The organism is Roseimaritima multifibrata (assembly GCF_007741495.1).
Classification (GTDB): Bacteria; Planctomycetota; Planctomycetia; order Pirellulales; family Pirellulaceae; genus Roseimaritima; species Roseimaritima multifibrata.
Genome location: NZ_CP036262.1, coordinates 1,510,725 through 1,525,198 on the forward strand (window position 1 = coordinate 1,510,725; position 14,474 = coordinate 1,525,198).

The following is a 14,474-nucleotide window of genomic DNA, read 5'->3' on the forward strand; positions in this document are numbered from 1 at the left end:
GGATGCATCGATGCCAAGATCACCACGAGCTGACGAAGCGGGCGGGTTGTATCACGTCCTGAACCGCGCAAACATGCGATTGCCGATCTTTAAGAAGGAGCTTGATTATGTTGCCTTCGAGAAGATCCTGCATGAGGCCTTAGCGATTCATCAAATCGAACTTTATTGCTTCCAGCTGATGCCGAACCACTACCATCTCGTGCTTCGGCCGCTTGTGGATGGAGAAATGAGTCGGTTCATGGGCTGGGTCGGTGGTACGCACACAATGCGTTATCATTCGCATTACCACACCAGTGGTCAGGGACACTTGTACCAGCAGCGTTACAAAAGCTTTCCCATCCAGGATGACGATCACTTTTTTGTTGTTTGTCGATACGTTGAACGCAACGCTTTGCGAGCTGAAATGGTCGTTCGGGCCGAGGATTGGCGATGGGGATCTCTCTGGCATTGGTTGCAGAAACCTCCGGTGGAGCCGAAGCTGCTTTCCCCATGGCCGATTTCGCGGCTTCCCAACTGGGTCGATCGAGTCAACGAGCCGCTTACGCAATCCGAGCTCGATGCGGTTCGTTTGTCAGCGCAGCGAGGAAGACCGCTGGGCGATGAAGGCTGGGTAAATACCATTGCCAGACGGCTCAAACTCGAATCAACAATGCGCCCTCGAGGCCGGCCAAGAGTCCGTTTTCCCAAGCAATCTCAGAACAAAAAGGCCTGACCCCTTTGATCGCACCCTGCTTCAAGTGAGAGACGCAGCTAGTGATGTTGCCATATTTCTAGTTGGAAATGGATGGTCCCAGCTCACTCCGACGCTATTTGAATGCTAGTGTTGAGTACTCTTGTCTCCTGCAAAATGGATTTTTGAACGCACCTTGGTTGCTGTACGCTTCGAGTTCCGGTGCGGTTTCCCCTTATTAGCCACGGTTTTAAGTTCGCCCATGACTGATTTTTTCTGTGCGTCACCGGTTCTTTGCGAGAGAGGATTGATGTCGGTGGTCGGAATCCGTCGAATGGCTCGACGGCTTGCCTTGTACGGCGTGGCGTTTACCCTCATCGTGGCCGCTTCTTCAGGATCGTCCGATGCTGCGGATCGCGGTTCATCAACGGATCAGGCAGCCACCAGCCCGCCGGGCAATCCGCCCCAAAGCGTCAGCCGAGCGGATGTCGACGCGGCCCTTCGACTCATTCCCGAACGTGTGGAGGCGATGCGTCAGAAAAGCGGTGTGCCCGGTTTGGCGGTCGCCATCGTGTTCGACGACGAGGTTGTTTACTCCGCAGGCTTTGGCGTGCGCAAACTCGGCAGCGACGACCTGGTCGGACCGGACACGGTCTTTCAGATTGCCTCGTTGTCGAAGGCGCTGAGCGCCACGGTAGTTGCCGGGGTCGTCGGCGACGGCACAATCGCCTGGAACGACCCGATTGTTGAGAACTTCCCGGGCTTCGTGCTTTCGGACTCCTATGTCACTCAGCGCGTCACCTATGCCGACCTCTTTACTCATCGTAGCGGCTTGCCCGCGCACGCGGGGGACCTACTCGAAGATCTCGGCTTCGACCGCCAGCAGGTTTTGACGCGACTCTTTCGTCAGCCACTCTCTCCGTTCCGCGGCCAGCACCTTTATACCAACTTTGGGCTAACCGCCGCCGCCGAGGCCGCCGCTGTCGCTGCAGAAACCCGATGGGACGAATTGATGGAGGACAAGTTGTTCGCCCCCGCCCAGATGAGCAACTCGTCGGCCCGGTTCGACGATTACCTCGCCGCGGACGACCGGGCGGTACCGCACCAACGCGACATCCACGGCAACTGGATCGTGACGACGAACCAGCGTGATCCCGACGCGCAGTCGCCCGCCGGGGGCGTGTCGTCGACTGCCAACGATCTCGGCCAGTGGCTACGCCTGCAACTTGCTGGCGGTGAACTCAACGGCCAACGAATCATCGACCCGACGGCACTGCTCACCATGCAGACGCCGCACAGCATTAGCGGTCCACCGAACAATCCGAGTGCCCACACGAACCTGTACGGACTCGGTATGGGGATCAGCGTCCGTGACGATGGATATACCACTTGGTCTCATTCAGGAGCATTTCTGCTCGGGACCGGGACGAACTTCTCCATGATCCCGGGACAGCGTCTTGGGGTGGTGACGCTCACCAACGGCCAGCCTGTTGGGCTCGCAGAGGCGACGTCGGAGACAATACTCGACCTGATCGTCGACGGCGAAGTCGCGCGAGATTGGCTCGGCGGGTACATGGGCCGGTTCGCGGAACTCTACGAATCGGACACCCCGACCGACTGGACCGCGAGCGTTGCCGACCCGATTCCACCATCGCCATTGTTGACCTACGCCGGCACGTACGACAACGACTACTACGGTCCCATGACCGTCGATGACTCGACCGGGATCCTGGTGATGACGCTCGGGCCTAAATCGATGACGTTCGACTTGACTCCCCATGACGGTGACACCTTCCTCTTCACTCCGCCCGGTGAGAATTCGGTCGGGCCGACAGGGATCACTTTTGACGTCAAGGACGGACAATCGGTCTCGGCGACAGCGGAATTTTACGACATGACCGGCCTCGGTACCTGGACCCGACAAGACTGACCAAGTCGCATTTTTTGCCCTGAAAGGACGCAGCATTACAGCCTTGGGGAACGCCCAAGGATTGAATACCCAAGGTCCAAAAACGCCCTGACCCCTTTGATTGTACGTGCGTTTTCCACCACGCATTACGATCCACATGCCCGAGTAATGTATTCACGATGAGTCGTACCCCATCTAGAATAGTCTTTGAAAAGCAGGTCGACGGTCGAAAAGCAACCTGTGAAGTCAATTGTTTCGATGACGGAAGTGCTTGCCTGTCCGGAGAAGGCATTGACAGTTGGATTTTTGAGTTCACCGATGAAGCCATGGAGAGGGCTATCGTAAAGGCTGAAAGTCAGGGTTTTGTTCGCGTGACCAAAGAGTGATCGTGCGCCTCCTGGCAACCGATCAAAGGGGGCAAAGAAAACGCCGCAAGAAACCGGTTGTGAATGAAAGAGTCCTACAGAGGCATCAAAGGGGTCAAGGCATCAAAGGGGTCAGGCCTCTTTGATTTGACCGGTTTATCTGTCTTGCACGCAACCTCATGCCGTCGCGTTCGCGACTTTTAAGGTGCTAGGGGGCATGTTCCTGGGACTTGCGTCCCAGGCTTTCGCATGCCGTCGCGTTCGCGACTGTGCCCTTTCGAAGAGAATTGTATTCGTGGTGAATAAGTGCATCGCCCATATCACCCACAAAATCTTCTGAGGAGGCCATTTTTGTTGATTGTCGATAGGTTGAACGCAACGCTTTGCGAGCCGAAGCTGCTTTCCCCATGGCCGATATCGCGGCTTCCCAACTGGGTCGATCGAGTCAACGAGCCGCTTACGCAATCCGAGCTCGATGCGGTTCGTTTGTCAGCGCAGCGAGGAAGACCGCTGGGCGATGAAGGCTGGGTAAATACCATTGCCAGACGGCTCAAACTCGAATCAACAATGCGCCCTCGAGGCCGGCCAAGAATCCGTTTTCCCAAGCAATCTCAAAACAAAGAGGCCTGACCCCTTTGATCGCACCTGACCCCTTTGATCGCACTCATGTCATTGGTTCTGTTGATGGGGTCCGATGTAAGTGACGTTTGCGAGCAGCCAACCCAGTTAATCCGATCATTCCCCAAATTGCAATCGAGAATGGTTCGGGTACGTTGGCGTTGGATGTTCCAGGGGCTGAAAATGTAGAGATCGTCGTTGTTGCACTGCCGAGTGCGTCGTCAATTGCTTGGGCGCGAAAACCGAATACGTCACCTAACGAAACGAGGAATGCCGTGTTGCCTGATTGTGAAATTGAACCGGCGTCGTCAGTTAATTGGATGAACGTGCCGTTTAGTACGTAGCCGAACGGATCCCATTCAGCACTCGCATATGAGTCAGTTGTAAGATACTCCCAGGCAAAGCTGACCGTGCCTGACTGTGTCACTATCGCGGAAAAGTCAGTATTGACGAAAACTCCTGAACCGGTGTTCGAGGAGGTAATCGAAACGCTTGCAGGCGCGCCACTAATGGCAACGGACCCGTCGCCGCTATTTTGGTCTAATGTCCAGTTCATTGGCGCGTAATCCCCCGTGAAACCTAAAACGAGACCTGCATTCGCAAAAGAACTGGTTCCGATGGTGAGAATCGTGAAGAGGGTAAAGTTTACAATCGAAAGGTGATTCGCGAACATTTAATTCTCACATGCAAGGTGGTGAGTGGTATTTGCTAACCCCCTTGGTATTGTAGCGGTCTGAATCGATGACGCAATTAGCGGGCTGGAATTTTTTAAAATAGGTGAATTGAGCATTTTTGATGGGAATTGGCGAAGTGGAATGGGCAGGCTATGAAAGGGAGCAGGGCCGTTAGTGTGTTTTTTGCTCGTCTCCGTTTTTTAAAAAACTCGCGTCCGAGGATTAGGGACCGGTGAGTGTTCGCGTTTGTTTCTTTCTCACGCTGAACTGTGTGCTCACGTAAGGAGGACCGCGAAAGAGTCGAACGACGGCTCCCCTGTTTGTCTAGGGTGGGTGCCGAACGTGGTGCGGCGCTGGGCAGGAAAACTGGGGTTGGTTCGCCTGTTGGCGAATTGAGCCAGTCGAGTCGACTGGTTGCCGATGAGGAGCCTTCAGAAAACGGTCCTGCACCTTTAGTCGGTGGGGGAACCGAAGGGGGGGCACGGTGAATGGAAAAAGAGTTTACCGGTGAGCGGTTGTAAGTCCTCGATAGACAAAGACTTAAGAAGTGGGCGATACAGAATTCGAATCTGTGACCTCTGCGGTGTGAACACTGCGGATGCACGTCCAAAAACGTTGGTTTCCTAGTGTTTTTGAGGTTTTTCTAGCCCGTCGTTTTCATCCAGGGGCGCCATTTCGTGCACGTTTCGTGCATTATATCGTGCACGAATTTCCGTGAAGAATCGGAAACTCAGGCAGACAGTTCGTCTCGATCGCGATGAAGGGCTCATCACCCGTTTCGCTGTCATTGATCAGCTCGTCGAAAACTCTTGCGCGGCAGAAAAATTTCGTGTAGCGTGAAAACTCAACAACGTGCCAACGGCTGCACAGAAACACGACGACCATGATCTATTCATTCCTAAATCAAAAAGGCGGAGTTGGCAAAACGACCTTGTCGATTCACACGGCTTCGGAGTTTGCACGCCGAGGGCAGAAGGTTCTATTGATCGACGCCGATCCACAGGGGAGCGCACTGGCGTGGTCGAACTTCCGCGAGAGTCCAGAGTTCACCGTCGTGGGAATGCCGAAAGCAACGATCCACAAAGAGATCGAAATGCTGGCGGAAGACTATGACCATGTTGTCATCGATGGCCCACCACGCGTGACCGAGCTTGCTCGGTCAATCATCCTCGCGTCTGACATAGTTATCATCCCGCTGCAGCCTTCGCCAATGGATGTCTGGGCGTCAGCCGAAACGGTTGATTTGGTCAAGGAGGCCCAAACGTTTCGCCCGAAAATCAAAGTTTGCATGGCGGTCAATCGAAAGATCGCAAATACGGCCATCGGCCGTGATGTCCGTAAGGCACTGAAAGAACTAAAGGTGCCCGTACTCAAGAGTGATATTGGGCAGCGAGTCGCCTACGCGGAATCGGCAGCGATCGGATCGACGGTGCTTGGGAAGCGAATGTCCAAACCCGCACAGGAAGTCAAAAAATTCGTTAACGAACTGAGGAGGATAACATGAGCAAGCAGGTCAATATGTCAGCACGGCCCAAAGTAACCCCAAGCCCTGACACTTGGGTCGAAAGCCGCCAAGTGCCGGAGGTCAAATCGACGACCAAGCCGAAGCGATTGACAATTGATCTCGATCCCCAGCTGCACAAAGCTCTAAAATTGAGTTGCGTCAAACGCGAAATTCAAATTGCCGACTTACTGCGAGGATTAATTGAAGAAGATGTGAAGCAAGCCAAGGAATTGCCGTAATAGCCATAAGACATATCATCACACAATCGAAGGCATGGATCGGCCACGGAGTGCATGTTCTCGACCTGGGGTGTAATTTGCGTCTGTGATCAGAATCTCGTAAAACTTGGACTAACTGCTGAATCGCTTCGTTCTTGATAAGGGGTACCACGTGCCGCATTACTACGATTTGTTACCAGCCCAAGAGCTTGAGGAGCGCGGTTATCCAAGATTCGTCTCTAGAATGAGCGTTTCGGAAAAGAAGCGAGCGATAAAACAGGTGCTTGCGATCAAGGAGCATATTGTCGCCAGCGGCGTGCCGCGAAAACAAGATGGAAATCTCGTTTTCGCAACTTGGAATCTCAAAGAGTTTGGACAGGCCAAAAAGCACCCGGAGTTCTACTGCTATATCGCAGAGATAATGTTTGCATTTGATCTTGTAGTCATTCAAGAAGTGAGAAGATCGATCAGGGAGCTACAGATTCTGTCCAACATGTTGGGCGACAGTTGGACTTACGTGATCAACGACGTTACGGAAGGAAATGCTGGCAACGGTGAGCGAAGCGCAATCCTCTACGATACAAAGCGTGTCGATTTCAGCGGCTTCTCGGGGGAACTCGTGGTGGCGGACGGTCACCAGATAAAGCGAACACCCCACATCACAGGGTTCATCACGGGCTGGAAGCATTTCTCAATCATCAACGTCCATCTCGATCCAGGAAATTCCTCTACCAACGCCGCAGAAAGGAAAGGCGAACTCAAACGGATCATGAATACGCTTGAGCCGAAGGTTGGCATAGGTGGACTTGGATTCGAGAACATCATCCTAACTGGTGATTTCAATTTCTATCCGCAAGTAGATGACGCGAGCGTTGCGATGCTGAAGAATGACTATGGATTCGAGCAAGTGGAGAACTTGAGCGATGTCGATACAACCCTTGCAATGAACACCCATACATATGACCGAATGTTCATTCGTAGGGACGAGTTCTTCGAAATCGCAAAGGACAAAGACGGCAACGAAAACGGCAGAGTTGTGGAGTTTCGAACTTTGTTTGAGAGCAACTTGATAACTTACAAGGCCAAGGCAAAAGCGGACTACGAGAGCAGGAATCCAACCAAGACGTTAGACGATAACGCGTACCCGAATTATTTCTGGGTTCACTGGCTATCGCGACAAATCTCAGATCACTATCCAATCTGGCTGGAAATCAATACTGACTCCGCCGTAAGGTATTTGGAAAACAAGTTGGACGCCTTGTAAAACCGCTTACAAGATAGAGTCGATAAGCAAGCCAGGAGTGACTCATGCGATCGTGCCGAAACTGAACAGGTCAACACTGACGCCACTTATGCCAGCCATGGAACTTCCTCATCATGCATAACCACATCTGCCATACTAATAGCTAGGCCGTAGTCGATGCCAACGGCTTCCGCTTTTTCTAGTTCATGACCTTCACAACACACAGTAAAGGATCTGCCTCACAATCAGCATGCCTGCTCACCGCTAATTCCTTGAGTGGCCGGCAGGCTCATAAATAACAAGGCGACGAAGAAACGAAGCAATGACTCAGCATCAGGATGCACGAATGATGCAGTTAAAGGTAGAGTCCGAATCGAAAATAGACAACCAACTAAACAGGCATCATCATCCTCATTTAATTGATGTCGATAAAAGTCACCAAAATCCGGAAGTGAGTGCAGATGGCAGACTGGATAGAGAATCACAAGATAGCTTGGCCTGCGATCGTCGCCGTTGTTTCGTTTTTCGGAGGTGGCTTCTTCCGGTTCCTTTATGAACGATATTTCTCGGAGCGGGCAGTCCCAACCGAGAAACTCCTTAAACGCTTTGCAGGCAACCGTTTGGGAAGCTATGGCCGACGAAGGCTTCGCAACGAATCCCTGCAGGCCCTTGCGGGATGGCATGCAGAACTGGTCCCTCCGGCCATCGGCCACAAGCTCCGTGCTTGGCCGGAAACCGAATTTTCGGTCGTGGAGAAGGATTTTTCGGATGGAGTGACGGCCAGTCGGTGTCCGAGGTTGGAAGACGAGGAACCGTCGTATCGGCCACTTTACATTTCGGCTACTTCAGCTGCCGAAAGTTTAGCAGACTCCCGATCGGTCGTTCAATCGGTAATCGGGCAGATAAAACTGGTCGCTGATAACCAGGAAGGGTCGGCGGCACTAATAAAGTATCGGGTTGCGGATGACCGCCGTCCTGCTCGGCTATGGGTTTCTGCCCCTCAACTGCAAGTCACTTCAACACACCAGATTTATTCCCTCTCCCAAGACCTTGCCAAAGAAGTAAGACGCTGGATTCCAAGCGTCTCGATTGTCGTCGAAGTCTACATGTCTGATGACATTCAGTTAGACTTCGAGAAAGCGGCGGAATCCAATTCCGCAACCATCGTGAAGCAACTGCTCGGCGAAGACGTATTTGATGATGCTTTCTTGCGTCAGGCGTCAAATTCGAGCGAGGCATATGCAATTGCAAGAACATTTGCTTTCTACATGCTCAAACAGGGTGCGATTCTCGATGTGGCGGAACCGTCGATGTCTTATCCGGTTACGGACGATATTCTCGACGAGCGGTTCAAAACGCACTTCGCTAATGGGGTTTTGACCCCAGGCAAGTGGGAATGCGTTTCAATATTCGGTCCACCCGGATCGGGCAAAACCGACCTGGCTCGAAAGTGTGCTGCGTATCTAGTTTCGGAGCATAAGTCACTAATCGTTGCTCTGAGTACAGAAGGGTCACTTGCTGCGTTGGATTTTCTTACCCGTGGCCAGAACGAAGAAGAGGCGCGTCAAGCTTTGTCGAGCGCCGTGAAGAGGTTTGTGCCGACGGAACGGTCTGAGGACGCCAGTTGGGTGAAAGGGTGCCTGGACGCCTTCGTTCGTTGCTCACAAGTCAGTCCCGACCGACTTGTTTTCCTGATTGACGATCTGTTACCTCGACCGAACCTCAAAGAGATAATAACTGGCATCACCTCAAACGATTCGGCGAGGAAGCCGAAGCTTATACTGATAGGTCGGCCACGGCTCGACTTCCTGCCTAGGCCAAATTCAGTGTACGTAGAATGTGAGCACTGGGGGCGTGGAGATGCGACCAAAATGCTCAGGTCATGGGTCGAAGAAGGACTCAAAACACATGCAGCGAAAGCCTTGAAAGCTGGTTGGGCAGCAAAACGCAAAGCATTTTCCATATACCACCTTCGTGTTCTCGTTCAGTACGTGGATCGCCCGGACCTTGCTCCAAGCACCTTCATGCGGGAAGAACTTCAACGTATGACGGCTCCGCTGACGGAACATTTCGTAGGATTAAGTAGGCCACCTGAACAGACGCTTAGCGATATTCGGACAATGATAGAAAGTGCGATTCCCTCGTCAGAAATTCTCGAAGCGTTAGACGATCACAAGCCGGTAGACATTGTAAGCCTACTCGGGCAGCTTTCGTGGAATAGCAAGTACCACGAAGTAGCGTGGTCATCTGGTCGGACCAGCGGTGATCTGCAAGCTCTGATGAATCGTGACCGAGTGCTTAGTTGGTCCGGCAAAAAAATTCGTGACGTAGAAGAGGCGGACTCGTTCATCCGAACCTGCGTCGAAGCCGGAATCTTTCGACAGGTCCGAGGTGAAGGAGGTGCCCATTGGATCGACAATTTCATCGCCGATGGATTCGCCGCAAACTATATCGGCTCGGATATGTTGGAGGGCTCGTACGAAATTGGTGATCTGACAATCGCAGATATGGTCGAAAAGCTTCACCAGCGGAATTCACTTGACATCTTGCCGTTCGCTCTTCGCTCAAACCAACTCATGCGGGTAATTAGAGCCGTTGTGTTGAAGAAGCCCCACCTTGCCGATGCAGTTAACTCGCTTCTGACCGACGAGACAGTCTCAGCATGGCTGAAGGAGGAGCCACGATTGGCGGATGACCTTACGGGAGCACTGCTTGCAATGGCTAGTGAAATTGACTTAATACAAATCGGTCCATTGGGGGTCGCATTCTCCGAAATGACTGCCATTAGTGAAAACGCTGCAAGTTTAGCGAAGGAACGGCTTGGCAAAAGTGATCCAGGGGGAATGTTGGCACTTTCTGGTGTGGCGGCCGAATCCGATTCGATTTCCGGCTTTTTTGAACAAGCAGATTCTCTCGGCGTTGACAAAACAGATTCCACTGAGATCGCGTTTTGGTCTGCCCACAAATCTCGCACTCCAGACTTTCGCAAGAGAATCATCCAGCTTATCGAGGGCGGAACCTCAATGGGCGAGATCAATAGACTGTGGGGTCGTTGGTGCTCGAGTTGCGAAGGGCCAGAACTTGCAAACGAACTGTATGCGCTGCTGGAGGGTGGTGTGAAGGATACCAGCGCACTGTCCGAGCTTGTCGATCAGACTTGCAATGCAATTGCCGATCGTTCTCGGGGAAAGCGAATTCTGGATCGAGCGGGCTTCGTTGCTGCAATCCAGCACCTGCATTCCCAAAATGAGATTGATGTCGCAGAAGTTGCGGTTGGGTGGTTGGGCTACTTTTGGAATTCCGGGGTTTGCTCTCGTGCCGACCGGTGGTCTTTGGATAAGGTTGGGAGTGTCGCAATCCAGTTAGATAGCCAGATGCCGGCGAAAGTCAGTGAGGTGTTTTCCAAGTTGCGGGCTGGGGAAGCGGTGTCCCTTCCCTCATCGAGCCAGCTGAAACAAATCGGCGCTGACACCAGCACATGTCCTGAAATTGTTTCAGATAGGCTTCCAAAGAGGTTCTCATACACTTACGAGTTGCGACCCGGATGGCTAATGTGCGTGGATAAAGGAGAAACTCGCTATGTGGACCTAACGAACGAGCTAAACAAATTGAAGTTTCAATGGCGCATAGAGATGATTGTCCAATGACCGAGTAATAGGATGGGCTGAGGCGTAACAAATCGTTACCTTGTAAAGTTGAGAAGTGGTCGTCAGTATTCGCACTACCAGCTGCCGGACTGGCATCCCAGTCGGTTCGACGGTGCTCGGAAAGCGAATGTCCAAGCCCGCCCAGGAAATCAAAAAAATCGTTAACGAAATGAGGAGAATAACCTGAGCAAGCAGATCAACATATCAGCACGGCCCAAAGCAATCCCAAGCTCAGACACTTGGGTCGAAAACCGCCAAGTGCCGGAGATCAAGTCGACGATCAAGCCAAAGCGGTTGACAATTGATCTCGATCCTTAGTTGCACAAAGCTCTGAAACTGAGTTGCGTCAAACGCGAAATCCAAATTGCCGACCTGCTGCGAGGATTAATTGAAAAGGACTTGAATCAATCCGAGTAAATGCCGTAGTTTCCATAACGAACATTATCACACTGACCCCATTGTGATGGGCTAGCAGAGACTTCTGGGGTTACTTGTTCTTAAAACGGTTTGGTGGCATCCTCTGCAAATTCTATTTGATCCCCGTCAACCATTCTCGTTGCAACTTCCTTCATCTCTCTTTCGATTAGTCTATCGAGTGTCCAACCCTGAGCAAACTTTGCTGAGTTAGATTTAGGAAGCTGGTCGCTTCTCAGGTCTCGAACTCTAACCTTTGCCGGCATGGCGGCTCCTTCTCCCACAAAAATAGCCTCTTGCTGCGCGAGATTCGGAAGCGCCTTCGTCATGCCCGAAAGCCCATCCGGAAGAAACCTTGCTACTTGCTGCTGATCTCCGGCGTTAGTCAATCGAAGAACTAACCATGTTCCGCACTGCGCAATTACAGTGCTCTCAATATCTGAAGGACGTTGACTGACGAGCATAAGGCCAATCCCATATTTTCGTCCTTCTCTTGCGATGCGACGAATTGCAACCTGGGCTGCTGCGTATTCCGCTTCACCTCGGTCGGGAACATAGCGATGAGCCTCTTCGCATACTAAAAGGACAGGGTCTCGTTTCCGTTCAGTGTCTGTTTGGTAGAGTTTGTATTGAAACAATAGCCGTGCAAGCATTGATGCGAGTGGGCCAGCGACTTCGTTAGGAAGTCCAGAAATGTCGAGTATCCGAATAGGCTTTTCTGATCCATCTGCTGCTTGCGATGGACCTACGAGTTGGCCGATAATTTGCTCAAGTCGGAGGCTGTTTTTCGCCCAATTTGACATGAGGAAATCGATTCGTGGGTCTCGCCTTATAACAGACAGCTTGTCAATAATCGACTTGAACGACCTGGAAAATTCCGTCGCTGTTATAGGTCTCATCGTTCCTTTATTGTCTCTAGCAGCTTGCATGAACAGAATATGCCGATAAAGCTCATCGAGGCAAAAGGGACGCGGTTTGTCTCGATCGAATGACAAAAGCCGATCTGAATGTGAAGCGGTTTTGGGACGGGGGGAATCAAACTCAAGTCCATCCGTTGGTGCAGGGCTGCCATGGCTAGATGGAGCCTTGTCAACGAGTCCGGCAGCCACCATGCGAGCGTGGGTTAACGCTTTGTAAATGATATTGTTTTGAGACGTTGCTTCCTGTTCTGTCTTGCCGATTACAAGCATCCGAAATTCGTCTGCTGACATCAGCCAGTAAGGTAAGCTGATAGGTTCCCCTGTCGCAGCCTCATTGTTCAGTGGGTCGTAAGCACGGTAACGAACCGAACAACTTTCAAACGCTCGGCCGTATTCACCATGCGGGTCGAGGATCACAATCCTGGGATCAGAACGACTTCCGTTGGGCTGCTTATGTTCCACCATGCTGTGGAGCAGCGCGGCGACTGCACCAGATTTTCCTGAGCCAGTTGATCCGAGGACGGCACAATGCATCCCCAGCATTTTGTCTACGTTGGCTCGACATACGGCATTGTCTGCGCCGGAATAGTGAGCGAAAGCCACCAGAGGGCTGTAGTTTTCGTCGCATCGATCAGCTTCTGCGGTATCGTAAATCGATAGAGTTTCCTCTCGAGTCAATAAGTGAACGGTCTGACGTGGTAAGGGATAGGTGGTAACCCCTCTTGATAGGTGGAGCTTGGCATCTGTTGAGTTCCAGACAGCTTCAGCGAACAATTCGACTTCCATCAGTCGCTGGTCTGCTTCCGGTGGAATCGGTGACTGCAGATCTGTTTGTTCTTCTGATCGCATCCGTAATAAAGTCACGAATCCAAAAATCAGTTTTCGACCAAAGTGAATTTTAACCATGCTCCCAATCTGACCGATGGGATAAACCCTTCCTTCGTGGGTCCTGGTTAGTTCCGTCACATCACCTGAAAGTTCGACCTTGATTGAGGAGCCCGTAACCTCGACGATATCACCTACTTTCAGGTCTGCAACTAATTCAAAAGTACTACTCATCAGACACACGCCTCCGGTCCACTCTGTAATAATCGAGTCACCCCATCGAGTTTCCACCAGCCAAGTGTTTGTTCTTTTAGTGGTTGGGCAAATGGACCATTACCACCTACGAAAATCCCTTTCTCGGTAATGACGTACAATCGCTTGCACCAAGTCGAATTGGCCCAGTCATTTAGTACTCCGCTCATTTTTGATGCAAACGCCAAGATTGTCGTCTTGTTTTCGCGACGTTCCATTGCCAGTTGGATTTCCTGGTTGATGTGTTCGTCGCCAAAGCTGTATCCGCAAATTGCAAATACGTTTTCCTTGGTGCTGTTTAGTGATCTGCGAAGCAGGTCAAATTGAGAAGCAAATGGGTCACGTTGCGTCGCTACATATTTCGTAGATTGGGGGTAGATAAGAACTCGCGAAGTTTTTTCAGGATACACGTCACTGTCCCGCACTCGCCAAACTCTACCGTCGGATCCTAGGTGCCAGTCTATCGACCCGTGCAACTTAATGACTTGCGCTCGAATTCCGCTGACGGGCTCATCGTCTCCAAATCGTAAAGATCTAAAACCAATTGCTCCACCTTCGAAACCGTCCCAGTATGAAATACACTCCATAGCCAGTGCATCTTCAATAAGTGTGTCGTAGTTCGTCGTGAAAATTCGTACAGGTTTTCTGCGTTTGTCAACATTCGTCTGCCGGTGATTAAACACAGCACGAACAAAAGCAGTTTGATTGTCGATGGTGACAATCGGAGCGTGTGATGTTCCAACTCTCTCGGGGCGATCTTCTCCGTTGTAAGCAATATAGCCCCAGCGAACAGTTTCAGCGATTGAACAAAGAAGTCGTCGATGGAACTCTTCGAGCGTAGTAAGGTCGAATTTCGCCTTGCCAAACTGAACTTGCTTGTTTTTGCATCGCTCAGCGATTGCTCTGCGGTCTGCAATATGGCTTAAAATGTGCTCAATATGACAGTGTGGGTCAAGTTCTTCTTGTATTCCCGCTAACGCCTGGCCATCTGGCGCTTCGTTTGCTCGAGCAATTACCCGATCCGTTAGCGCCCTCATTAGCGGGATCCCTGAGTCGATGCTCGTGCCTGCTCCGAATAACCAAGATTGGTTGCTAGAACTTAATAAGTTATCCAGCTGTTGCAGCACATCAGACGTTCCGTTCTCTAATTCCATCCTAAGTCACCATAGTGTTTTTCATGTTCGTGAGGTGCGATCAATATAGCCACTTCTTACG

The 14,474-nt window shown here is 51.6% G+C and carries 9 protein-coding genes; 6 read left to right on the plus strand and 3 right to left on the minus strand.

Going from position 1 to position 14,474, the window contains the following annotated elements; all coding sequences use genetic code 11:
* The first annotated feature begins 10 nt into the window (after nucleotides 1-10).
* The gene (locus FF011L_RS05690) at nucleotides 11-712 is read left to right on the plus strand and encodes a transposase (protein WP_145350709.1); all 702 of its coding nucleotides are present in this window, start codon (nucleotides 11-13) and stop codon (nucleotides 710-712) included.
* Between the two features lie 292 nt (nucleotides 713-1,004).
* A complete protein-coding gene (locus FF011L_RS05695) occupies nucleotides 1,005-2,600 on the plus strand; it encodes a serine hydrolase (RefSeq protein ID WP_218933032.1) in 1,596 nt (531 codons plus the stop codon).
* A 1,008-nt stretch (nucleotides 2,601-3,608) separates the two neighbouring features.
* On the opposite strand, the gene FF011L_RS05700 is transcribed toward FF011L_RS05695, so the two are convergent.
* Nucleotides 3,609-4,235 (minus strand): PEP-CTERM sorting domain-containing protein, encoded by a 627-nt coding sequence (locus tag FF011L_RS05700; RefSeq protein ID WP_145350711.1) that lies wholly within the window; start codon nucleotides 4,233-4,235, stop codon nucleotides 3,609-3,611.
* An 884-nt stretch (nucleotides 4,236-5,119) separates the two neighbouring features.
* Between FF011L_RS05700 and parA the strand changes: the two genes are divergently transcribed.
* The 4 genes from parA (at nucleotide 5,120) to FF011L_RS05720 (ending at nucleotide 10,848) form a co-directional block, all read left to right on the plus strand.
* Nucleotides 5,120-5,740 (plus strand): ParA family partition ATPase, encoded by a 621-nt coding sequence (parA, locus tag FF011L_RS05705; protein ID WP_145350712.1) that lies wholly within the window; start codon nucleotides 5,120-5,122, stop codon nucleotides 5,738-5,740.
* Nucleotides 5,737-5,979: a hypothetical protein gene (locus FF011L_RS05710; protein WP_145350713.1), complete on the plus strand. Its 243-nt coding sequence runs from the start codon at nucleotides 5,737-5,739 to the stop codon at nucleotides 5,977-5,979. The genes parA and FF011L_RS05710 overlap by 4 nt, the downstream gene beginning before the upstream one ends.
* Before the next feature lie 151 nt (nucleotides 5,980-6,130).
* Nucleotides 6,131-7,222 carry an exonuclease/endonuclease/phosphatase family protein gene (locus tag FF011L_RS05715; protein WP_145350714.1) on the plus strand — a complete coding sequence of 364 codons (1,092 nt, stop codon included), beginning with the start codon at nucleotides 6,131-6,133 and terminating at the stop codon, nucleotides 7,220-7,222.
* 440 nt (nucleotides 7,223-7,662) lie between these two features.
* Nucleotides 7,663-10,848 (plus strand): ATP-binding protein, encoded by a 3,186-nt coding sequence (locus tag FF011L_RS05720; protein WP_145350715.1) that lies wholly within the window; start codon nucleotides 7,663-7,665, stop codon nucleotides 10,846-10,848.
* A gap of 497 nt (nucleotides 10,849-11,345) precedes the next feature.
* Here the strand turns inward: FF011L_RS05720 and FF011L_RS05730 are convergent, their stop codons facing one another.
* Both FF011L_RS05730 and FF011L_RS05735 read right to left on the minus strand, forming a co-directional pair.
* Complete coding sequence (locus FF011L_RS05730; RefSeq protein WP_145350716.1) at nucleotides 11,346-13,241, minus strand: ATP-binding protein; 1,896 nt, start codon at nucleotides 13,239-13,241, stop codon at nucleotides 11,346-11,348.
* Nucleotides 13,241-14,413, minus strand: coding sequence for an SIR2 family protein (locus FF011L_RS05735; protein ID WP_145350717.1), 1,173 nt, complete (start codon nucleotides 14,411-14,413; stop codon nucleotides 13,241-13,243). Before FF011L_RS05735 ends, FF011L_RS05730 begins: the two co-directional genes overlap by 1 nt.
* Nucleotides 14,414-14,474: the final 61 nt, after the last annotated feature.